This is a genomic window from Wolbachia endosymbiont (group A) of Brachyopa scutellaris, from assembly GCF_964026995.1.
In the GTDB taxonomy this organism is placed as follows: Bacteria; Pseudomonadota; Alphaproteobacteria; order Rickettsiales; family Anaplasmataceae; genus Wolbachia; species Wolbachia pipientis.
Genome location: NZ_OZ034720.1, coordinates 552,180 through 573,852, shown reverse-complemented (window position 1 = coordinate 573,852; position 21,673 = coordinate 552,180). Strand labels below are relative to the sequence as shown.

Sequence of the window (21,673 nt, the reverse complement as noted above, 5' to 3'; positions counted from 1 at the left end):
GGTGCTTTTATAGAGTTAAATCTAACAAACCACAGAGTATATAATTAACATCCACGCCTTTAGTTAAATTCCACTCACGTTTTATTACGTTATACTCCATGCCAGCCATGTTTTGCAGCGTTACATTATTTTCTCTTAAGTGATTTGCAATTTCTGACGGCTTGAGAAATTTATTCCAGTTATGTGTACCTTTTGGCAGCCAATTTAATATGTACTCTGCACCAATTATTGCAAGACAAAAGGATTTAATAGTTCTATTTATTGTGGATATAAAGATTAACCCCTCCGGTTTTAGCAGTTCTATCGCTTTTTTCATGAAAAGCTCTAAATTATCCACATGTTCAACTACTTCCATCAACAGAACCACGTCGTACTTCTTGTCATTGCTTAGCTCTTCAATGCTGGTGTGTATATATTCTATATTTAACCCTACTTTTTTTGCATGTGAATGCGCTACTTTTATGTTTTCTTCACATACATCTATTCCCACAACGTTAATGCCAACGCGTGCCATTGACTCTGACAAAATGCCACCACCGCATCCAACATCAAGCAATGATAATTCTTTTAAATCGCATTTTTTTAACTCTTTTATTTTCTCAATAATGTAAGATACTCTAACAGGATTCATCATGTGCAATGGTTTGAATTTGCCGTTCTCATCCCACCACTGGCCTGCCATTTTAGCGAATTTTGATATTTCATCTTCGTTATAAGTTTTTGTTTTTTTTTTCTTAGAGGTTATATTACTGAGTTTATCAAGGCGTTTTTTATGTCTGCTTTCTTTTGAAAATTCTGTTTCGAGGAATTGTTTGACTATGTCTTTTGCTAATCCACTCGCAGTAAACCCTGCACCAAGACACAGTACATTTGCGTTGCCATGCTCGCGAGCTAATTTTGCGATCTCAACACTGTTACATAAAGCAGCGTAGATTCCTTCAAAACGATTTGCCACAGTACTCATGCCCAAACCTGTACCACAAATTAATATCCCATAATTTGCTTTTTTGCTTGTTATATCTTCTACAACTTTAACAGCATAGTTTGGGTAATCTACACACTTTTGCTTAGCAGTGCAGCCTTGATCTACCACTCTATAACCTAGGGTTTCCAGGTAGGATTTTATTTCTGATTTTAATTCATAACCAGCATGATCTGAAGCAATTGATATTACATCTAACATATAAGAAATAAGGACATTTTATATGGGTTTGAACTTTCTGTCAAGTCATTCAATGCTTCTGACCTTTTGGGAGTTCTAAAGCTATAGCTAAGGTTTTCCTACGTCATACCGCAATTCATTCCACAACTGTACGAACATTGTGATTTGAGAATAATCTCCGCCAGGAAGGGTGTCATCCCAGTGCTTTGGCACTGAGATCCAGAAAACTTAATTTTAAATAAGTACACCAGATAGCTGTATAATAAGAACTGGATTCCAGTGTCACGCACTGGAATGACATCATTTATTATGCAACATCGTGTCACATTGCAACGTTCGTACAGTTGTGGAATGAATTGCGGTATGACGGTTAAGTAGGGTGTCATCCCAGTGCCCAGACACTGGGATCCAGGAAAATTGATTGTAAACGAGCAAACATTTTCGATAAAATTACCGAAAAGCTGGATTCCAGTGTCAGCTACTTGCATGACACCATTCGCTGTACAGTTTACCTTTAAAAATGAATGTTCGTACAGTTATGAATTCATTCGCGGTATCTCAGCATAGATTCCGCTAACATGCAGCGGAATGACGAGTTCATAGCTTACCAAATTATCGGTAAATCTGAATTGCTTTAGTTATAGAAATAAATTTCGAGTCAGATGTGTATAAATTCTATATAATTTTTATCCTGCTACTAATTTAACAAGATGGATCATATAGATATTATAAAATCAAAATTATTATTATCTGACATAGTAGGTAAAAAAGTCAGGCTAATAAAAAGAGGAGATAGTTTTTTTGGGCTCTGTCCATTTCATAACGAAAAAACCCCATCTTTTTCGGTGAGCAATACTAAGGGGTTATATTACTGTTTTGGTTGCTTAGCTAGTGGTGATGCATTTGAATTTATTTCACAAACTGAAGGATTAAGCTTTAAAGAAGCATTGGAAAGATTAGCATCGGTTACAGGTGTTGAACTGCCCAAAAGTCTTAGTATTACAAAAGAGGACAATAAACTATTTTTAGCGCTTGATTTAGCTGCAAATTGGTTTGCACAAAAAAATCAAAATGTTGTAGATTATTTAAAGCAGCGTAAGATTTCACCTAAAATCATAGATAAATTTAAGATAGGTTATGCACCAAGCTCTGGTTTGAAAGAGTATTTAAACTCTTCAGGTATTGAAGACAAAATTTTAATTGATATTGGATTAGTAAACAAAAATTTTCATGATTATTTTTATGACCGGCTGATATTTCCTATATACAACATTGCAGGGAAAGTTATTGGTTTTGGCGGACGTGCGCTGAATTCTGAGCAACAGCCGAAATATTTAAATAGCCCAGAGAGTCAGCTCTTCAAGAAGAGGGAGAATTTATACGGATTAAACTTTGCTTTAAGCGAAATACGTAAAAAACAGCACATACTCGTTGTTGAAGGATATATGGACGCTATAGCGCTACATCAAGCAGGAATTAGTAATGCAGTTGCTCCGCTTGGTACCGCAATTTCTGCAGAACAGATAAAAAATCTATGGAGATTTGCTAAAGAAATCTCCATCTGTATGGATGGCGATAGTGCTGGACGTCATGCTGCTACTCGAGTTGCAGAACTTGCTCTGCCAATATTAGAGCCTGGATACACGTTAAAGTTTGTGACTTTGCCAAGTAATAAAGATCCATACGATATATGTAACGAACTGGCATACAAGAAAGAAGACGTGTTGACTGCTCTTGACCATTCAACAAAACTGCATTCTGAATATTTATGGCATCACATAATCGATAGCAATTTGCAAAATTATGAAAAACTTGCTCCGGAAAAATATTCAATTCTTGAGCACAAGTTCATGGAATATGTAAATACTATTAGCAACAGCAGTATTAGAAGGTATTACAGAGATTATTTTTACAATAAGGCTAGTGAACTAAGAAGTAGCTTCAAAAAACAGATTTTTAATAGTAAAACTGGAGCAACAAAAGGTGAGTATCTTCATAATAAATCTCCAGAGCTAATTGAAGCAGAGCAAAATCAGGCCATAATTTTGCGTATAGCCGTAGAATTTCCTGAAATCTTGAACCGTCCTATATTTTTTGAGCAATTTTCTCATTTTGAATTTACCAATGAGATGAAAAGATTACAACAGCGTATAATTGATGTAACAAATAATAGAAGCAAACTCGATAAAGAGCAAGAATTGAAGCAGTTTAACGTTATAAAGTATGTATTTGAAAAAACTAGCGTACTAAATAGCCAACTGAACGAGAGAAAATCTGCAGAAATTGTGTGGAATAATATAGTGTTACTAAAAGAATTAAATGCATTACGAAAAGAAAGAACCGAAGCGAGGCTGAGCGGTAATCTTGACTTAGAAGAAAGGTTAATAGAACAAATAGAGCAAATAGAAAGTAGTATACAAGAAATGCAAATGGAGTTTATTGAAAAGTAGATATCGTCTCGTTAGTCAACAAGAAAATTACAAAATAAGACAATATTTTACATAAGATTGAAATTTTTAACTAATTAAGCCTTCCTCCAACAGCTTTGCCCTGTAGTTTTTGATATGGTTAGGATCACTTGAAAATGTATAATTTTTGTAGTTAGCTCTGCTATGCATATAAAGCTTACTATTGACTTTTATCACATTATCTCACATTATCTCACATAATATGCATGTGAGAAGAATATGAACTGGAAGAATTTTCGTCTTAGTACACGTCTCAACCTAGAAGGACCTGTAATTGAGCAAGTGTACGAGTTAATTACTGCAGTTGATAGTGTTAAAAATAGCTGGCAGATAACGAAAAAACTACTACCACAAACAATTGAAAGATTAACTCATTCAGTTATTGTTACATCTTCTGGCGCTTCTAACCGTATTGAAGGAAATCGTCTAACCGATAAAGAAGTTGAGGATCTATATAAAAACCTACGTGTCAAAAAATTTAAAAATAGAGATGAGCAAGAAATTGCTGGCTACTTAGAAATGCTTAAACTAATATTTCATGATTATACGGATATTCCAATTAGTAAGTCATCAATATTGCACATTAACAACCAGATGCTACTTTATAGTGAAAAAGATTTGTATCATAGAGGAAAATACAAAGCAAGTTCTAATAGAGTTGAGGCAAAAGATCAGAATGGAAAAGTTGTTGGTATAATTTTTGATCCCACACCACCTTACCTTGTTAGAAAGGAAGTACAAGAGCTTATTGATTGGTATCACTGGTCCTTAAATAATAAATTTAAGCATCCTCTTATTATTGTTGCTAACTTTGTTTTTGAGTATCTGGCAATACACCCTTTTCAAGATGGGAATGGCAGAACTAGTAGATTGATGACTAATTTAATGCTGTTGCAGCAGGGTTATGATTTTGTATCTATTGTATCGCATGAAAAGATAATTGAAACTAACAAACTTGATTGCTATTTAGCGCTTAATAAAACACAAAGTAGCTGGAAAAGTGGCAAAGAAGATATTTCCCTATGGTTAATATTTTTTCTTAATGTGCTCAAAACGCAAGCAAATGAGGCGCATTATATTCTTGAGAGGGAGAATACTGAATATTTATTATCAAGAAAACAATTATTCTTCTGGGAGTGGGCACTTAGCCTTGCAGATAAAGAATTTAGTAGAAAAGATGCTATAGAAGCTCTAGGATTTCCTCCAAGAACAGTAGAGGCAATTACAAAGAAACTGCTAGGGATGAAATACTTACAGCGTCTTGGAGAAGGCAAAGCCACTAGATATAAAGTTATTATTTAAAAGTTTTAGTATGTTTTTCGAGATTTTTTTAAATCCAGTTTTATGCACAACTTTATTTGCAATTTTACATTTTTATTCGATTAAAAATTGCATTTTTGCAATAAAAAACTTACTTATTGTAGGAAAATCTTGTGTTTGTTCTCATATAAAATTATTTATGGAGTGACAATGGTGCATGTATTATACTTACATTTCTGATTCGAAAATTTATGCAGTTGTTTCTAACAAAATTAGTTAACAAATTCTATTGTTTAAAGATGAGAAATAAAGTAATCATCATTTCCAGTATTGCTTTTATTCTACTGTTTTTTATCAGCAGTGCATTTTTAAAAAAAGATCAGGCGGTTCATAGTGATAATGCAACTAGTAGCTTTTCAGTAAAAACTCAAGAATGTGCGCCGCAAAACCGCACTATATATTTAAATTTTTCTGGTACAGTAAATCCCTTACATAGAGCTAGCCTTGTCTCAAAAATAAGTGGTAAGATTATTGCTATTTATTTACCTGATGGTGAAAAGGTAAAAAGAGATGATGTAGTGTTAAAGATAGAAGATTATGACAGGATTGAGCAAGCTCAGAAAGCCAAAGCTTTATTAAAGCAGCGTGAAATTGAGTATGATTCCTCTCACAAACTGAATAAAAAAGGCTATGGGGCACAAATACAAGTAGAAGCAGCTTTTACTGCGTTACAAAGTGCAAAAGCTGACCTAAAAAGGCTAGAATTGGATTTAGAAAATACTGCAGTCACATCTCCTATAGATGGTTATATTGATAAAATCAATGCAAACGAAGGGGATTTTGTTAATGCTGGGCAAAAAATAGCTGACGTGGTTAATTTCGATCAAATTCTTGTAGTGTTATACGTTTCGGAAAATGAAGTAAATAAAATAGAGCTAGGCAGCACAGCTCAAATTAATTTGCTGGACGGAAAAGAATTGGCAGGTGAAGTAAGTTTTATTAGTAAAATTGCTGAGCCTAAAACTGGGTCTTATAGGGTAGAAGTAAAGGTAACTAATAATAAAATGATATCCTTGCAGGGACTAACTGCCAACGTAAGGCTACCTTCAGGCGAAAGATTTGCATATAAAGTTCCTTCTTCAGCCCTGAGCTTAAGTGACGAAGGTGCTCTTGGAATAAAGATTGTTGATGATAATAATTATGTAGTATTTGCACCAATAGAAATTGTTGATCATGAGAGCGATGGGGTTTGGATAGTAGCAAATAACGAAGGTAAATCCATAAAGTTAATAGTATTGGGCCACCTATTTGTTAAGCCTGGTGATAAGGTTTAAGACATAAGATCCTTTGTATCCGTTCAGCAGAGTGGTTTAAGAAACGATAGATAGGAGATTGTGAAAAGGCCCTTTGTTTCCATGTCAAGTATAACGAAATTATCCGTTCAAGGAATGCATTTCCCCGCTTCGATTGGGTAAAATATGAATTTTTGCGATAAACGACATAATGCCAAATTTGCCGTTCAGCGTGGTTATTTGTCAGCGGAATATTTTCTGGGTCATCTAAAAATTTCCACATCATTCTTTCAGATTTCAAAATATTTTTTGCAACTCGAGAAGCTCCAATTGCTTCAGGTAAGTGGAATATCTCCTTCAAGTAATACCATGTACGTTTTCGCAATTTTCTGGCACGTCTGGCAAATCTAAAAACATCTATTTCATTTTTTAGCAAAGCCTTTTTTAGTGCAAATAATTCAGTAGCTACATTTCTTAAGTAACAGCCGAGAACTTTAACTTCAATATTCCAACTATGCGCTAATCTTTCAAAATCTCTTGATAAATGCGCCCAACAGATTTGCCTGTTTTTATCAGCAAAGTAATTGTATGCTGCATACCTGTCAGTTATAGCTCTTTCCATAAAAGTCCGGATGTGATAGGATAAGGATAGATGATGATAAGGAGGTTGAATGCCAGCAGCATATAGTTATGATTTAAGAAAAAAAGCAATGGAAGCGCTAGACGAAGGAGAAAGCAGAGAAACAGTGGCAGCAAGATTTAAGATTGGACGAACTACTTTATGGGAGTGGCAGCAAAGAAGAAAAGAAACAGGAGACTTTCAATCAAAAAAACTTGGAAATGGGGGTTACAATCACAAAATTACCGACTGGGATACCTTTGCCAAATTTGCCAGAGAACACGGAGGAAAGACTCTATCGGAAATGGCTAAACTTTGGAACAACGTTAGTATCCAAACGATCTATCGAGCCCTTAAAAAAATTGGATTTACGCGCAAAAAAAGACATATGGATACAAGGAAAGAAACGAAGAAAAACGTGCTGAATTTTTGAAAATTATAGCGACAAAAGAACCTAAAAACTTAGTGTATATAGATGAGTCTGGCATTGATAACACCGAAGACTACCCCTACGGATATTGCCAGAAAGGACAGCGGTTTTATGCCTTAAAATCTGGAAAGAAAACTCAACGAATCAGTATGGTTGCAGCCTTAAGTGGAAGAAAGATAGTTGTTCCGTTAACCTTTGAAGGCCACTGTAATATGGATGTTTTTAATGGATGGTTTGAGCAATTTTTGACACCGATCTTGGAACCTGGACAGACTGTCATTCTTGACAATGCTACTTTTCATAAGTCTGATAAGATTATCGAGCTTGCTAAAGGGGTTGGTGCAGAAATTTTGTATCTGCCGCCTTATTCTCCAGATTTCAACAAAATTGAGCATCATTGGTTTGCTATAAAAAACAGAGCCAGGAAAAACATTCCTCTATTCGAATCCTTTCGTCGTGCTGTTGATTCTGCCTTCCTATGACCTGTTCGGACTATTATGAGAAATGCTATACTACCAAACTATTACGATTGCAAAACGCACTATTTTTTAAAACTTTCATTCCTCTTGAGTCCGTTAATTTTATAAAACTAGCTTCATTGCTAGCAAACATCCAACACCAACCGAGTTTACCTTTATTATAGTGACTGGTTTCGTCAACATGCAGAACCTTACTTGTACTTACTTCTTGCTCTATTTTCTCATACATTTCCTTACATTTTGATGCAACTCTATGTTCACTATTTGATATCTTACTATTACCCACAAATATAAATGTACTTATAAATAAAGTATTACAATATTAGAGTTTGCAAATATTGAGGGTATAAAAATGGCAAACGAGAGTAATGAATGGGCTAAAAATGAATTTGGAGATGCTGTACTTGGAGATAAAAGATTAACTGACCGATTAGTAAATATTGCTGACAGTTTGATAAGTTTACCTGAAAGCTCAATTAATGAGGCATGCGGAAGTTGGTCAGAAGCAAAAGCAGCATATCGTTTTTTTCAAAATGAGAACGTAAAAGAAGTCGATATTCTAGCTTCACACATTGATAAAACAGTTGAAAGAACAAAAGCTCATAAAAGAATTCTTGTGATTCAAGATACAACTTATATTTCATACTCAAGCCATAAGCGGATTGGGAACTATTGCTGGAAAAGGAGCAGTAATGCATACAGCCCTTGCTGTTAGTACGGAAGCTGGGAATACTGGATCAAAAGATTTACTCGAGGCAACTCATTTCTGAAGAAGAAAAAAGACTAAAGAGCCATCGTAACAATGTTCATATTGAGGATAAAGAAAGTATGAAATGGCTAGAAAGTTTAAAGAAAACAAATAATATTATAGATCTGGCCCAAACCGAAGCTATAACTGTATGTGACAGAGAAGCAGATATGCATGATTTTTTTGAACTTGCACATAATCTTAACTCAGAAATTTTAGTAAGAGCTTGCCACAACAGAAATGTAAATAAAAAATTCATGCATACCAGGAACAAGCAAAAATTATGGTCATTTATCCAAGGTCTCCCTTGCGCTGGAAAAGTAGAAGTTGAAATCCCTGCTAGAGATAACAAGCAAAAAAGGACAGCGTTTTTAGAAATTAGATTCGGAAAATTTATCACATGAAGGCCATATAAAATGTAAAGAAGGTCACATAAAATATAAACCGACAGCATTATTCAGTCTACAACTTCACGCAATTCATGTTGTTGAAAAAAACTCTCCTCCCGAAGCAAGTCCTCTAGAGTGGATGCTTTTTTCCGGTCAGTATAGCATTTCTCATAATAGTCCGAACAGGTCATAGGAAGGCAGAATCAACAGCACGACGAAAGGATTCGAATAGAGGAATGTTTTTCCTGGCTCTGTTTTTTATAGCAAACCAATGATGCTCAATTTTGTTGAAATCTGGAGAATAAGGCGGCAGATACAAAATTTCTGCACCAACCCCTTTAGCAAGCTCGATAATCTTATCAGACTTATGAAAAGTAGCATTGTCAAGAATGACAGTCTGTCCAGGTTCCAAGATCGGTGTCAAAAATTGCTCAAACCATCCATTAAAAACATCCATATTACAGTGGCCTTCAAAGGTTAACGGAACAACTATCTTTCTTCCACTTAAGGCTGCAACCATACTGATTCGTTGAGTTTTCTTTCCAGATTTTAAGGCATAAAACCGCTGTCCTTTCTGGCAATATCCGTAGGGGTAGTCTTCGGTGTTATCAATGCCAGACTCATCTATATACACTAAGTTTTTAGGTTCTTTTGTCGCTATAATTTTCAAAAATTCAGCACGTTTTTCTTCGTTTCTTTCCTTGTATCCATATGTCTTTTTTTGCGCGTAAATCCAATTTTTTTAAGGGCTCGATAGATCGTTTGGATACTAACGTTGTTCCAAAGTTTAGCCATTTCCGATAGAGTCTTTCCTCCGTGTTCTCTGGCAAATTTGGCAAAGGTATCCCAGTCGGTAATTTTGTGATTGTAACCCCCATTTCCAAGTTTTTTTGATTGAAAGTCTCCTGTTTCTTTTCTTCTTTGCTGCCACTCCCATAAAGTAGTTCGTCCAATCTTAAATCTTGCTGCCACTGTTTCTCTGCTTTCTCCTTCGTCTAGCGCTTCCATTCCTTTTTTTCTTAAATCATAACTATATGCTGCTGGCATTCAACCTCCTTATCATCATCTATCCTTATCCTATCACATCCGGACTTTTATGGAAAGAGCTATACTTTTGAAGAAGCTGTTGAAAAAGTTAGTTGGTATTGTTTGAGATGGAAAATAGAGATATTGCATAAGATTTTAAAATCTGGTCTCAAAGTTGAGGAATGTAGACTTGGAACAGCAGAAAGATTAATGAGGTATTTAACAGTCATGAGCATTATTGACCTTACCCAGAAAAAGTGGAGAGAAAGAAAGGAGTTTTCTTGTTCGTGTAAAACTCAACACAATGGATTTTCTGAAAAGTTTTCGAGTATATTGCATTTTTAATTTGTAAGATAAGATCTTTTCCTTTTTGCATGCCTCACCTAAAAAAGACACATTTTAAACTTTTTTGTTGCAATAAAATAGAAACAAAAGTGCTGTCCCTTGCACTCTTTGGATAATTTAATGATAAAAAATTTAGAGAGAAATTTTATACACTATCGCTGATATTTTTCCTTAAGTTGACGCCATTGTCTGTTCAGCTAAGCGGTGTGAGAGACAATATAGCTAAACTGACTTAGATTTACCAACAATTTGAAAAACCGTCATCCCGCTACGTGTTAGCGCCGCGGCGGTATGACGTAGGGAGATCTCTACTGCTATTCCACGTCAAGAACAACCATAAGTTCATTAGGGTTCACATAACCTAAAGCATTTTTTGCTTGCTCATCAAGCAGATCTAAATCTAAACTTTTTTCATATAAGCCAAATACTTTGTTGTCCAACTTTTCCTTTTCAGAAGAGACATCCTTTAGCAAAAGTTTATTGTACTCGATTTCTTTTTTTAAATCGATTAACGTCAATAAGCCACGTTTACCTGTAATTGTGCTAATGCTGAAATATAATGTAAGGGAAGAAATGAGTAAGGCTGCGCTTAAACACAGTAACTTTTGCTTCTTTTTAGATATAAGCACCGTACTTTCACATATAAAAAATATATAACATGAAAAGGTGAACAAAAAGCTAAGAACCTTGACGCGCTTTATACCTTGGCTTTACCTTATTTATAATGTAAATCTTACCACCCCTTTTCACAACTTTACAATTTTTATCTCTGTTACGATGAGATTTTAGCGACCCTTTGACTTTCATATCTATAGTAAGAATTAAATTACTTTACATTATAATCACTTATCAAGAGTTAGTCAATTGATAACATTTTATTAAAATACTGTATAATTGTTGCTGATACTTCTTCGATTGACTTTTGCGTGACATCAATAATTGGCCAGTTATTCTGCTTAAATAGTTCCTCTGCTTCTTTAATTTCCTTTTCTACTTTCTCAGGGTTAGCATATATATTGTTATCTTCGTTGTTAATTGAAGTAAGTCTATTTTTGCGTATTTCTATTAGCCTACTTACGTCTATTGTTACCCCTATCGTTAGTTTATTTTTTAATTTTGCCAAGTCAACATAAAAGGGTACTCCACTAACAAAAGGAATATTTGCAACTTTATAGCCTCGGTAAGCTAAATACGTACTGGTGGGAGATTTTGATGTACGTGAAACTCCAACCAAAATTATATCTGCTTTATCAATATCTTGAATATTTTGTCCATCATCATGATTAATAGTGTAGTTTATTGCCTCAATGCGCTGAAAATATTCGTTATTTATCTCAGTATGCAAGTCAAGCTTTTCGTCTTTTTCAATTTCAAGATAGGACGAAATTTCTCTAATAATATGTGATAATATTGCTCTATAGGGAATTTTCAACTTTATACAGTTATCTTTTAAATATTTTCTTAGCTCATCATCAGTAATAGTGCATATAACAAAATTATGCTCATCACTTTTCCTATTAATTTCCTCCAGAATTTTGTCAATCTGCTCCTCTTTTTTCACAAAAGACCAAACATATTCGATCGTTTCTATAGAACGAAAGTGTTTCAGAGCTGATTTTGCAACTGATATAACAGTTTCACCACTTGAATCTGATACTAAGTGTAGATTAAGCTTTTTAATGGTCATGTTTTATATAGTGTTATACTAAAAATAATGGCTAGCAATCTGCTACTGAAATTATGCTAATTTGTTGACCTACGTAAATATAGAAAAACTATCCTGTTGATAAAACTCAAACTAATTGGTAAATTCTTAACACAATTATTCTCAAAACGAATGTTTTTATTAAAGCCTACAAATTTCTCTTATTTTTCTAAGAAAGCTCTACCTTGGCTTGGGGTTATTTGTTTCGCATGTTTTTTAATTGGAATGTCTTTGGCGTTATTCTTCTCTCCAGAAGATTATAAACAAGGAGAAATTGTACGAATCATGTACATTCATGTGCCTTCTGCATGGCTTGCTCTTGGAATATATGGATTAATTGCATCACTCAGTTTCATTTCATTGGTATGGAACAATAGCATTGCTAGTGTCTTGGCACATGCTGCTGCTCCTGCAGGGACAGTCTTTTCGGCAATATGTTTAATCACAGGCAGCATCTGGGGAAAAGGAACCTGGGGCACTTGGTGGGTATGGGATGCAAGACTTACTTCAATGCTGATTTTACTTTTCCTATATGTTGGCTACCTTTCATTGTGGAGCGCTTTTGATAATGAAGCGAGGGCAGAAAAATCAGCAGCAGTATTTGCCATCTTTAGTGCTATAAATATTCCTATAGTAAAATTTTCCGTGAATTTATGGTCCACTCTCCATCAGCCAGCAAGCATTTTGAGAAAAGGTGGAATAGCAATAGAAAGTTCCCTGCTGTTGCCACTGGTTGCAATGTTTATGTTTTGTGCCACATTTTTTTTAGTAGTGTGGATACTGTATTCACTTTACTTAATTAATTTATATAAGATAAAGAGAGAAATCAGTATGCGGTATTAGGTAGCTTTGTAAGTATACAGGTAAATATGCTAGAGAAAATTAGGCAAAATATCTTTGGTCACTTTAAATACTTGCCTGCTGAAACTGAAGAACGTGCTATGTTATGTGATCTAACTAATTTTAAAAGCAGCAATGACCAACTAACTAGAATAGATCAGGTATTGAATCGAGATCAACTTGAACATTTTACCAACGTTCTTGAAACATATGATGCAACGGCACGTAGTTTTTACGATGAGGTGCGCTGTAAAATAGCAACCGTTGCAACCATGAACTCTAAAATATTTAAAGAGCCTACTAATATCTTTAAGGTAAATGTTCATGTGATTCCGCAGAATAATTCTGTTTTTTGATTCTATCTGTCCATTTATCATTTTCTATATCTTGTTTGTTGGTTGCTTTTTTTTCTTGCTCAACAATTGCCTTATCTATCTCCTTATGAATTGCATCAATTGCATTAATCGCACCTCCTTTTTTGTATACTTCGCTTTTCCCTTCAATAATTATAGCATTTCTCATAATAGTCCGAACAGGTCATAGGAAGGCAGAATCAACAGCACGACGAAAGGATTCGAATAGAGGAATGTTTTTCCTGGCTCTTTTTTTTATAGCAAACCAATTATGCTCAATTTTGTTGAAATCTGGAGAATAAGGCAGCAGATACAAAATTTCTGCACCAACCCCTTTAGCAAGCTCGATAATCTTATCAGACTTATGAAAAGTAGCATTGTCAAGAATGACAGTCTGTCCAGGTTCCAAGATCGGTGTCAAAAATTGCTCAAACCATCCATTAAAAACATCCATATTACAGTGGCCTTCAAAGGTTAACGGAACAACTATCTTTCTTCCACTTAAGGCTGCAACCATACTGATTCGTTGAGTTTTCTTTCCAGATTTTAAGGCATAAAACCGCTGTCCTTTCTGGCAATATCCGTAGGGGTAGTCTTCGGTGTTATCAATGCCAGACTCATCTATATACACTAAGTTTTTAGGTTCTTTTGTCGCTATAATTTTCAAAAATTCAGCACGTTTTTCTTCGTTTCTTTCCTTGTATCCATATGTCTTTTTTTGCGCGTAAATCCAATTTTTTTAAGGGCTCGATAGATCGTTTGGATACTAACGTTGTTCCAAAGTTTAGCCATTTCCGATAGAGTCTTTCCTCCGTGTTCTCTGGCAAATTTGGCAAAGGTATCCCAGTCGGTAATTTTGTGATTGTAACCCCCATTTCCAAGTTTTTTTGATTGAAAGTCTCCTGTTTCTTTTCTTCTTTGCTGCCACTCCCATAAAGTAGTTCGTCCAATCTTAAATCTTGCTGCCACTGTTTCTCTGCTTTCTCCTTCGTCTAGCGCTTCCATTCCTTTTTTTCTTAAATCATAACTATATGCTGCTGGCATTCAACCTCCTTATCATCATCTATCCTTATCCTATCACATCCGGACTTTTATGGAAAGAGCTATAACTTAATAAAAGTATTTACAACAGACTGCACTTGATTATGATTAACCTGACCTTTTATCAAAGAAGGTAAAGAGCCTAATTCCATCAATACTTCTGGTGCTGTTTTATCTTGAGTGGAAAGTCCTAAATTATCTGCTACTTTACTTATTAATAACTCTCTGTGTTCTTTATTATCTTCCAATTTAGCATAATCACTCAATAGATCTATAACGGTAGATACTCTGACTTCAACAATATCATCAACATCTTCATCTTCTAGAGCAACTCCTGACCCCAATAACCTCTTTCTGAGATTTTCGCTTAAAAGATTGATAAATTCTTCATTTGCATCTGATCCTGTGGTTGATATTGTACCATCTAAATAGTTACTTTGAGCACCGAAGCCATGCTCTATTTGTATTTTTGTCTCAGCTTTAAATCCTAATTTTGCACAGAATTTCTGAAAATATTCTTTAATAATGTCAAACAAGCTCTTGCCATTATCTTTATAATTTTTTAACTCTTTAGGAATAGTAAGTGACAATTTACCATCTCTGTATGTTACAAAGTCTTCACCATTGTGAGATTCAATTGTAAATTCCAATGAACTGGGCAGATTACATATCTTATCGCCATGCATAACTTGATTTTTAACAGAGAGTATTGGTAGCCTCATATCAGATCTAATTCTCACATTATTTTGGTTAGCACAATCAATGTTTATTACTTTTTTAGGATTTTCTACTATGAACGACTGTCCAAGTGCAAGTTGGGTTTGTATAAATGGAGCAGCCTCATACCCTGCTTGATTACAATTGGTAACTAGCTCTTCTAAAATAGCATCACTTGGAACTTCTGCCCCAGCGTATCTGAACATTTTTTTGAAAACTTCTTTTGCAAAGGAACGGTAATCCTTGTTTTCATCTTTCTCTGTTGGTAATAGATGGATATACCTTTGGCCAGCATTGTAAAATTCTTCAAATTCTTTCTTATATGAATCAGTTTTTTGATGATCAGTAGTTTTGGGATCTTCGCAGTGATTTTTCCACAGCTCACCCAATGCGTCACTTACAAGCTCTTTCTCAATATCTTCGAGTACTGAAGCAACAAAAGCTTTGCCACGATCCGTATCTATTTCTCTTGTTCCTTTTTTGTTAAATATTTCGTCATTATATATATCATCACTATTAAAAAGTTCGCTTCTGCGGTGCTTAGCTCCTTCCTTAAATGCAATAATAAGATTTTTATCTATTTCTTTTCCGTTAATAATAAAATTCATCCTTTGAAAATCTAAGAACATTGTTTCACCGGAATTCGCTAATTTATTATCTTGATCTGCTCTTAATTTACTAAAATTGAACTCTTTAGCTGTGGCCTTTAATCTAACTACTGGACTCTTATTATTTTTTCCTTTTGTCTCTTTCATAAATAACACCTTACTGTAAATATGCTGTAAGTTATAGCTCTTTCCATAAAAGTCCGGATGTGATAGGATAAGGATAGATGATGATAAGGAGGTTGAATGCCAGCAGCATATAGTTATGATTTAAGAAAAAAAGCAATGGAAGTGCTAGACGAAGGAGAAAGCAGAGAAACAGTGGCAGCAAGATTTAAGATTGGACGAACTACTTTATGGGAGTGGCAGCAAAGAAGAAAAGAAACAGGAGACTTTCAATCAAAAAAACTTGGAAATGGGGGTTACAATCACAAAATTACCGACTGGGATACCTTTGCCAAATTTGCCAGAGAACACGGAGGAAAGACTCTATCGGAAATGGCTAAACTTTGGAACAACGTTAGTATCCAAACGATCTATCGAGCCCTTAAAAAAATTGGATTTACGCGCAAAAAAAGACATATGGATACAAGGAAAGAAACGAAGAAAAACGTGCTGAATTTTTGAAAATTATAGCGACAAAAGAACCTAAAAACTTAGTGTATATAGATGAGTCTGGCATTGATAACACCGAAGACTACCCCTACGGATATTGCCAGAAAGGACAGCGGTTTTATGCCTTAAAATCTGGAAAGAAAACTCAACGAATCAGTATGGTTGCAGCCTTAAGTGGAAGAAAGATAGTTGTTCCGTTAACCTTTGAAGGCCACTGTAATATGGATGTTTTTAATGGATGGTTTGAGCAATTTTTGACACCGATCTTGGAACCTGGACAGACTGTCATTCTTGACAATGCTACTTTTCATAAGTCTGATAAGATTATCGAGCTTGCTAAAGGGGTTGGTGCAGAAATTTTGTATCTGCCGCCTTATTCTCCAGATTTCAACAAAATTGAGCATCATTGGTTTGCTATAAAAAACAGAGCCAGGAAAAACATTCCTCTATTCGAATCCTTTCGTCGTGCTGTTGATTCTGCCTTCCTATGACCTGTTCGGACTATTATGAGAAATGCTATATATCATATAATGATGAATAATTTGGTAATATATTAAGAAAATCGACAGTATATTTCTTTATTTAAGAGGTGTAGGAAAGGCGTAGATTTCTCTTTCCATTTGTAGCGTACTGCATTAATATTTATGTATTAATCTAGAAAATAATGATGAATAACATTGTAATTGTTGGTCTGCAATGGGGTGACGAAGGCAAGGGTAAAATAGTAGATTATCTTTCTGAGAATGCAGATGTAGTTGTGAGATTTCAGGGAGGAAATAATGCAGGGCACACTATAGTAGTAGATGATGAGGTTTATAAATTAAATTTACTGCCCTCTGCTGTTTTGAGGCCAGGCAAAATATCTATCATAGGAAATGGCGTTGCTCTTGATTCACACGCTCTAATCTCAGAAATAGAGTCATTGAAAGTTAAAGGAATAGACGTAAACTATAACAACTTGATGGTATCTGAGAGCTGTCCATTAATACTTAGCGTACATAAGGACAAGGAAAAGCTATTTGAAGATTTAAATGGAAATCACAAAATTGGTACAACAAATAAAGGGATAGGACCATGTTATGAAGATAAAGTTGGGAGGAGAGCTATACGCCTTTGTGACTTAGAAAACGCAGATGAGCTCAATAAAAGATTGGATACTCTTTTGAATTACCACAATGCTATCAGGAAAGGCCTTAACTACCAGGTAGTTAAAAAAGAAGAAATATTAAAGGAAATTCAAGAGATTTCAGAAAAAATTCTTTCATATAAAAAACCTGTGTGGAAGATATTAAATGACTTGATGAAAGAAGGTAAGAAAATAATATTTGAAGGTGCCCAAGGCGCATTTTTAGATATCGACCACGGAACTTACCCTTTTGTTACTTCAAGTAATACTGTAGCATCGCAAGCAATAACAGGCTCAGGGTTATCCTCCAATGCTTACATTATTGGTGTGATAAAAGCTTATACAACAAGAGTGGGCAATGGCCCATTTCCTACTGAGCAGAAAAATGAAGTAGGAGATAGCTTGTTTACTATAGGTAAGGAACTTGGAACAGTGAGCAATAGAAGAAGGCGCTGCGGATGGTTTGACGCAGTTCTAGTGCGCCAGGCTGCGCAACTTTCTGGAGTTTCAAGCATTGTATTAACCAAATTAGATGTGCTTGATTCTTTTGATACAATTAAAATATGCACTGATTACAAGTACAGCGGGAAAATGTATGATTATTTACCCGCATCACATTCAATACAAGAGAAATTAAAGCCAATATATGAAGAGTTTCCTGGCTGGAAAGAAAACACTCAAGGTAAAAGGTTGATTAAAGCATTGCCTACTAATTTAATAAAATATATAGACAGGTTAGAAAAATTAATAGGCGTACCAATTCATCTAATTTCAACTAGTCCAAATAGAGAAGATGTTATTAAGCTTAAAGATTTCTGAAAACGTCTTTGTATCTTAGAGCCTGTACGTAATCTCAAAAAAGAGATAAAGTGAGAGGATAAAGTATATAAAGTAGGATATGCGAAGTTTATAACCAAGTGACATAAGTCGAGAAAAGTTTGAGATTATTGTAGCAGATCTGGAATCTTGCAGAAAGAAGACAAAACCAAGAACACTTGATTTACATGATGTATTTTGTGGAGTGTTATACGTGTTAAAAAGTGGTTGCCAGTGGAGAATGGTATCAAAAGAGTTCCCAAAATGGCGCAATTGTTACGACTATTTTAAGAAGTGGAGTGAAAAACCAGATGCAAATAAAGAAAGTGTTCTGGAGCTGGTATTAAAAAAAAATAATTGCGACAAAACAATGGTCGGAAAAGCTTCTGCATAATTGATGCACAGAGTATAAAAAATGCAGATACTGCTGAAGCTATGATGCAGGCAAGAAGATTTCAGGGCCGTATTGCAGTAGATACGCAAGCATGCAATTTATACAACAACAGCAGAGATAACTGACCGTAGCAGTGCTGTGAGAATGGTCGAAAATGCAAAAGAAAACCTCTCGGGAGTTAAGAATGTACTGGTTGATGCAGGCTATACTGGAGAGAATTTTGTAACTCAAATAAAAACGATTATTGGTGCAACCGTTGAAGTGATCAAAAGAAATGAATTACGTTCCTTTGTTGTATTGCCCAAAAGATGGGTTGTGGAGCGATCTTTTGCTTGGTTAGAAAAATGTAGAAGATTGTGGAAAAATTGTGAGCGAAAACTCAATACTAGCCTACAAATGGTAGTTCTGGCTTTCACTGCCTTACTTCTGAAAAAATTATGAACAGGCTCTTACTAACTCTTATCTAATAAAAAAAATACTTGTGTAACTTCGAATAGTCTATTATGCAAGACAGCAGTATAAACATGTAGTAAGAAATGTATAATGAAAAATAAAAGCTCAAGTTTAACACTTGCAGTTATTTTTACACAATCAAGTAATCATAAAAGTTAGTGTAGAACGAGGTTATACAGTTTGATTTTTTTTAATATATGTTAATTAGTATAATATAAATATAGTTAAGGAGGCGTATTATGATTGGAAGTTTGGCTAAGGAAGAAAAAACAGCAGAGGCAGGAAAAACAAGTGATCAACTTGAAAAGTGTATTGGACCAACTTCACTGAATAGGGAGGTTTATTACTCTACGCTTATCTACTATACATTAAAAGAGTTATATTCACAATTAGGTGATATCTCTTATGCTAATAAAACAAGATCAGAAAAAGAAATAATCAATTTTTATGTTCTACCTCAATTTGCACGTTTTAAAGAAATTATTGATGAAGGTATAAAAAAAGATCCTTCGTTTGCAAATTCTGCTATTGTAAAGTTTTGCTCCTCAATTATAAAAAATAATAAATTACTTAAAGAATTAGAAGAAGTTAGTATTCCTGCCAAAAACTCTAGTGTAAAGGCAAGGGTAAGCTTTCAACTGAAAAATCTGAAAGAAAAGGTGTGGTTCTTAGGAAAACTAAAGGAAAAAAAGAATTTCACTTACGTGCAGAGGGCTTTTGGGGATAAGTGGAGTTTTTATGACCTAATAAATGATGGAGATTTTAAAAAAACGTACATAGATAAAGCAGTAACAGAGTCTGCTAATAAGAGCTTTAAGGAAGATATAGATAAATGCATAAAGTTGGCAGAGCAGGGAAAAGAAGCTGCAAGTAAATATCTTGGAGAGAAAGGCGTAGAGTTTCGAGCTTATTACACAGAAACTGATAACACTCATAGAGTTTTGAATATCAATCTTATTAATTACAATAGAAGTGAGCCAACCAGGATTAGTGATATTTTACGGCAAGAGAAAGATATTAAAGAGCTGAATATCTATTGCAATAAAAAATATGAAATACACGCTCATCGGAAAGGTAAGGAAAGATATTATGAATTTAAAGAGGGCGCATATTATGAAATGAAAAGCACTTGGCCTGTAAAGGATGGATCCGAAATGTGTACCATGATTATGAATGTGAGTAGCGATGGCATAACTGAAGTACTAAAATTTAATGATGAAGATTTTGTGCTATCGGATGAGATCTTAGAATTGATAAAGCAAAATGATGAATTATATATTCAAAGTCTCTCCTTATATGATGCTGTACTAGAAAAGGGTAAGGCTGCTGATGTTGTACCTACTGCTAATAATAATTTTCAAAATGAGTCTATAGCGGCCTATCGCGAGGAACCAGAGGGGGAATTAGACCCTAAAGTTGATGCTGACAATAGCCTTCCTCCTTCTATTAATAGCAATGCATCAACTCAAACGGAAGTCAATTTACAACACACTGAAACTCAAACAGAATTTGCTTCACAACAAATCGAAACTAAAACGGAAGTCAATTTACAGCACACTGGAACTCAGACAGAATTTGCTTCACAACAAATGGATGAATTGATTTTAAATAATCAGATGCTGTCCGAAAAAAACGTTGAATTGAAGCAAGAAATGTCAAATTTGAAAAAAGAAGCTGTTGAATTGAAGCAAGAAATAGAAGCAGGGTTGCAAGTGATAAATAAAAAGCATCATGAATTAATACAAGAAAATCAGCGACTACAGGAGAAACTAGAAACAACCCAAGCAGAAGCTAATCAAACAATTGTAAAGTTAGAGAAGCAGAATAGCAATTTACAAGACAGGTTTGAAAAAGAGGAGCAAAAAAACACGGAATTGCAAACTGAACTGGCACAAAAAAATGAAGAATTAGCAGGTGTGTTAAAAGAGCTACAAGGGAAAGTACAAGAACTTAAAAGTGTATATGAAGAAAAAAGAAAGCTAAAGGAAGAGCTGAAAATTGTTAATGCAGGAAAGAAGAATTTGGAAAAAGAGCTAAATCAAGCACGAGAAGATGCGGAACAGATAATGGTTGAACGACGCCAGCAGAAAGAGCGCTTGAAAGATCAGCTAAGAGAATTAGATCAGGAATATAAGGTACAAGTAGAAATTGAGCAAAAGATTAAAGAATCAGATAGGCAGGATAGCGATTTACAAGATACACTTGGAGAAGAGAGACTAAAACTCAACATTGAAGAGCTAGAAAACGAGTACGAGGAATTTCCAGGAGATAAGGTGCTTACACTTGAACTCACTAAAGATGAAGATAAAGTCGAAGAGTTAAGAAACGAGCTAGAGCGTGAGAAAGAAAAGTGTAAACAATTATTAGAAGAAGAAAATGAATGGGGTGATGAATTGGTAGGAATGCTTGATGGACTGGAAGAAAAAATTCGTGCTGATGAACAAAGGAGCTTCAACAATCAATTAACGGAAGAAATTTCTAATGAGTCTGGTAATGCTCCACGACAGAAGAAAAGGTTATCCAAATCTTCAAGCGTTGATAATGAGTCTTATGTTCCACTGAGAGAGAAGACAACATTACTCAGATCTTTAAGCGTTGATAGTGGACTTGATAGCGATGAAGAAAATTGTGATAATGATTTATCTTTCAACATAAGTCCTATAAGTTCTATTGAGAAGGTGGCAGAGAGTAGAAACGTAGGTAGGGTATCATTGTGAAGATGGTTGGGGTTAAGTTGCAACTTAAGTGGGGCGCAAAAGGTCTTTTGTGTTGATAATAATTTAAAATCTA

Annotated in this window: 17 protein-coding genes and 6 pseudogenes; 12 read left to right on the top strand and 11 right to left on the bottom strand. The window is 34.8% G+C overall.

The window, feature by feature from the left end; all coding sequences use genetic code 11:
- Nucleotides 1–7 precede the first annotated feature (7 nt).
- Nucleotides 8–1,183 carry a bifunctional 2-polyprenyl-6-hydroxyphenol methylase/3-demethylubiquinol 3-O-methyltransferase UbiG gene (gene ubiG, locus AAGD93_RS02865; RefSeq protein WP_341819813.1) on the bottom strand — a complete coding sequence of 392 codons (1,176 nt, stop codon included), beginning with the start codon at nucleotides 1,181–1,183 and terminating at the stop codon, nucleotides 8–10.
- A 98-nt stretch (nucleotides 1,184–1,281) separates the two neighbouring features.
- Nucleotides 1,282–1,650: a hypothetical protein gene (locus tag AAGD93_RS02860; protein ID WP_341819812.1), complete on the bottom strand. Its 369-nt coding sequence runs from the start codon at nucleotides 1,648–1,650 to the stop codon at nucleotides 1,282–1,284.
- A 222-nt stretch (nucleotides 1,651–1,872) separates the two neighbouring features.
- Here AAGD93_RS02860 and dnaG point away from each other — a divergent pair, with 222 nt between their 5' ends.
- The 3 genes from dnaG to AAGD93_RS02845 all read left to right on the top strand — a co-directional run bounded on the left by dnaG (nucleotide 1,873) and on the right by AAGD93_RS02845 (nucleotide 6,224).
- Nucleotides 1,873–3,612, top strand: a complete 1,740-nt coding sequence (gene dnaG, locus AAGD93_RS02855) for a DNA primase (protein ID WP_341819811.1) — start codon at nucleotides 1,873–1,875, stop codon at nucleotides 3,610–3,612.
- 237 nt (nucleotides 3,613–3,849) lie between these two features.
- Nucleotides 3,850–4,932, top strand: coding sequence for a Fic family protein (locus tag AAGD93_RS02850; protein WP_341819810.1), 1,083 nt, complete (start codon nucleotides 3,850–3,852; stop codon nucleotides 4,930–4,932).
- 209 nt (nucleotides 4,933–5,141) lie between these two features.
- The gene (locus AAGD93_RS02845) at nucleotides 5,142–6,224 is read left to right on the top strand and encodes an efflux RND transporter periplasmic adaptor subunit (protein ID WP_341819809.1); all 1,083 of its coding nucleotides are present in this window, start codon (nucleotides 5,142–5,144) and stop codon (nucleotides 6,222–6,224) included.
- 36 nt (nucleotides 6,225–6,260) lie between these two features.
- On the opposite strand, the pseudogene AAGD93_RS02840 reads toward AAGD93_RS02845, so the two are convergent.
- Nucleotides 6,261–6,792, bottom strand: a pseudogene (locus AAGD93_RS02840) (IS66 family transposase); the annotation flags it as partial.
- Between the two features lie 61 nt (nucleotides 6,793–6,853).
- On the opposite strand from AAGD93_RS02840, the gene AAGD93_RS02835 reads away from it, so the two are divergent.
- Nucleotides 6,854–7,713 (top strand): IS630 family transposase gene (locus tag AAGD93_RS02835; protein ID WP_264705388.1). Its coding sequence is split into 2 segments (ribosomal slippage): nucleotides 6,854–7,178 and nucleotides 7,178–7,713, totalling 861 coding nucleotides; the frame shifts between segments, so codons are not numbered across the junction.
- Between the two features lie 28 nt (nucleotides 7,714–7,741).
- Here AAGD93_RS02835 and AAGD93_RS02830 read toward each other — a convergent pair.
- Nucleotides 7,742–7,981: pseudogene (locus AAGD93_RS02830) on the bottom strand (IS66 family transposase); the annotation flags it as partial.
- A gap of 81 nt (nucleotides 7,982–8,062) precedes the next feature.
- Between AAGD93_RS02830 and AAGD93_RS02825 the strand changes: the two are divergent.
- Nucleotides 8,063–8,998, top strand: a pseudogene (locus AAGD93_RS02825) (IS4 family transposase); the annotation flags it as partial.
- 36 nt (nucleotides 8,999–9,034) lie between these two features.
- Here AAGD93_RS02825 and AAGD93_RS02820 read toward each other — a convergent pair.
- Nucleotides 9,035–9,894 (bottom strand): IS630 family transposase gene (locus AAGD93_RS02820; protein ID WP_341819182.1). Its coding sequence is split into 2 segments (ribosomal slippage): nucleotides 9,035–9,570 and nucleotides 9,570–9,894, totalling 861 coding nucleotides; the frame shifts between segments, so codons are not numbered across the junction.
- A gap of 63 nt (nucleotides 9,895–9,957) precedes the next feature.
- Between AAGD93_RS02820 and AAGD93_RS02815 the strand changes: the two are divergent.
- A pseudogene (locus AAGD93_RS02815) lies at nucleotides 9,958–10,113 on the top strand (IS4 family transposase); the annotation flags it as partial.
- Between the two features lie 419 nt (nucleotides 10,114–10,532).
- Here AAGD93_RS02815 and AAGD93_RS02810 read toward each other — a convergent pair.
- The 3 genes from AAGD93_RS02810 to AAGD93_RS02800 are packed head-to-tail and all read right to left on the bottom strand — an operon-like array spanning nucleotide 10,533 to nucleotide 11,905.
- Nucleotides 10,533–10,847 (bottom strand): FtsB family cell division protein, encoded by a 315-nt coding sequence (locus AAGD93_RS02810; RefSeq protein ID WP_010962526.1) that lies wholly within the window; start codon nucleotides 10,845–10,847, stop codon nucleotides 10,533–10,535.
- Nucleotides 10,848–10,896: 49 nt separating this feature from the next.
- Nucleotides 10,897–11,025 carry a type B 50S ribosomal protein L36 gene (gene ykgO, locus AAGD93_RS02805; RefSeq protein ID WP_341819808.1) on the bottom strand — a complete coding sequence of 43 codons (129 nt, stop codon included), beginning with the start codon at nucleotides 11,023–11,025 and terminating at the stop codon, nucleotides 10,897–10,899.
- Between the two features lie 49 nt (nucleotides 11,026–11,074).
- Nucleotides 11,075–11,905, bottom strand: a complete 831-nt coding sequence (locus AAGD93_RS02800; protein WP_065095172.1) for a pyruvate, water dikinase regulatory protein — start codon at nucleotides 11,903–11,905, stop codon at nucleotides 11,075–11,077.
- A gap of 150 nt (nucleotides 11,906–12,055) precedes the next feature.
- Between AAGD93_RS02800 and ccmC the strand changes: the two genes are divergently transcribed.
- Together ccmC and AAGD93_RS02790 are read left to right on the top strand one after the other, a co-directional pair.
- Nucleotides 12,056–12,766, top strand: coding sequence for a heme ABC transporter permease CcmC (ccmC, locus tag AAGD93_RS02795; RefSeq protein WP_065095173.1), 711 nt, complete (start codon nucleotides 12,056–12,058; stop codon nucleotides 12,764–12,766).
- 26 nt (nucleotides 12,767–12,792) lie between these two features.
- Complete coding sequence (locus tag AAGD93_RS02790) at nucleotides 12,793–13,119, top strand: hypothetical protein (RefSeq protein ID WP_015589103.1); 327 nt, start codon at nucleotides 12,793–12,795, stop codon at nucleotides 13,117–13,119.
- Here AAGD93_RS02790 and AAGD93_RS02785 read toward each other — a convergent pair.
- From AAGD93_RS02785 to AAGD93_RS02775, 3 genes and pseudogenes are all read right to left on the bottom strand, one after another.
- Nucleotides 13,073–13,273, bottom strand: a pseudogene (locus AAGD93_RS02785) (hypothetical protein); the annotation flags it as partial. The gene AAGD93_RS02790 and the pseudogene AAGD93_RS02785 overlap by 47 nt on opposite strands.
- Before the next feature lie 27 nt (nucleotides 13,274–13,300).
- A protein-coding gene (locus tag AAGD93_RS02780) for an IS630 family transposase (protein WP_341819807.1) occupies nucleotides 13,301–14,160 on the bottom strand; the annotation gives its coding sequence in 2 pieces (ribosomal slippage) (nucleotides 13,301–13,836 and nucleotides 13,836–14,160; 861 coding nt in all).
- Between the two features lie 59 nt (nucleotides 14,161–14,219).
- Nucleotides 14,220–15,629, bottom strand: coding sequence for a hypothetical protein (locus AAGD93_RS02775; protein ID WP_341819806.1), 1,410 nt, complete (start codon nucleotides 15,627–15,629; stop codon nucleotides 14,220–14,222).
- 96 nt (nucleotides 15,630–15,725) lie between these two features.
- Here AAGD93_RS02775 and AAGD93_RS02770 point away from each other — a divergent pair.
- The 4 genes and pseudogenes from AAGD93_RS02770 to AAGD93_RS02755 all read left to right on the top strand — a co-directional run bounded on the left by AAGD93_RS02770 (nucleotide 15,726) and on the right by AAGD93_RS02755 (nucleotide 21,600).
- Nucleotides 15,726–16,585, top strand: a protein-coding gene (locus tag AAGD93_RS02770; RefSeq protein ID WP_341819116.1) for an IS630 family transposase whose coding sequence is annotated in 2 segments (ribosomal slippage) — nucleotides 15,726–16,050 and nucleotides 16,050–16,585 — 861 coding nt in all. Because the reading frame shifts where the segments join, the coding sequence is not laid out codon by codon here.
- A 176-nt stretch (nucleotides 16,586–16,761) separates the two neighbouring features.
- The gene (locus AAGD93_RS02765; protein ID WP_341819898.1) at nucleotides 16,762–18,039 is read left to right on the top strand and encodes an adenylosuccinate synthase; all 1,278 of its coding nucleotides are present in this window, start codon (nucleotides 16,762–16,764) and stop codon (nucleotides 18,037–18,039) included.
- Between the two features lie 103 nt (nucleotides 18,040–18,142).
- Nucleotides 18,143–18,871: pseudogene (locus tag AAGD93_RS02760) on the top strand (IS5 family transposase).
- Between the two features lie 251 nt (nucleotides 18,872–19,122).
- Nucleotides 19,123–21,600: a hypothetical protein gene (locus AAGD93_RS02755; protein WP_341819805.1), complete on the top strand. Its 2,478-nt coding sequence runs from the start codon at nucleotides 19,123–19,125 to the stop codon at nucleotides 21,598–21,600.
- The last annotated feature ends 73 nt before the right edge of the window (nucleotides 21,601–21,673 follow it).

Bases quoted from the DNA above. Each gene is read 5' to 3' on its own strand.
- ubiG (WP_341819813.1), bottom strand. From the start codon at position 1,183: ATGTTAGATGTAATATCAATTGCTTCAGATCATGCTGGTTATGAATTA.
- AAGD93_RS02860 (WP_341819812.1), bottom strand. From the start codon at position 1,650: ATGCAAGTAGCTGACACTGGAATCCAGCTTTTCGGTAATTTTATCGAA.
- dnaG (WP_341819811.1), top strand. From the start codon at position 1,873: ATGGATCATATAGATATTATAAAATCAAAATTATTATTATCTGACATA.
- AAGD93_RS02850 (WP_341819810.1), top strand. From the start codon at position 3,850: ATGAACTGGAAGAATTTTCGTCTTAGTACACGTCTCAACCTAGAAGGA.
- AAGD93_RS02845 (WP_341819809.1), top strand. From the start codon at position 5,142: ATGCAGTTGTTTCTAACAAAATTAGTTAACAAATTCTATTGTTTAAAG.
- ykgO (WP_341819808.1), bottom strand. From the start codon at position 11,025: ATGAAAGTCAAAGGGTCGCTAAAATCTCATCGTAACAGAGATAAAAAT.
- AAGD93_RS02800 (WP_065095172.1), bottom strand. From the start codon at position 11,905: ATGACCATTAAAAAGCTTAATCTACACTTAGTATCAGATTCAAGTGGT.
- ccmC (WP_065095173.1), top strand. From the start codon at position 12,056: ATGTTTTTATTAAAGCCTACAAATTTCTCTTATTTTTCTAAGAAAGCT.
- AAGD93_RS02790 (WP_015589103.1), top strand. From the start codon at position 12,793: ATGCTAGAGAAAATTAGGCAAAATATCTTTGGTCACTTTAAATACTTG.
- AAGD93_RS02775 (WP_341819806.1), bottom strand. From the start codon at position 15,629: ATGAAAGAGACAAAAGGAAAAAATAATAAGAGTCCAGTAGTTAGATTA.
- AAGD93_RS02765 (WP_341819898.1), top strand. From the start codon at position 16,762: ATGAATAACATTGTAATTGTTGGTCTGCAATGGGGTGACGAAGGCAAG.
- AAGD93_RS02755 (WP_341819805.1), top strand. From the start codon at position 19,123: ATGATTGGAAGTTTGGCTAAGGAAGAAAAAACAGCAGAGGCAGGAAAA.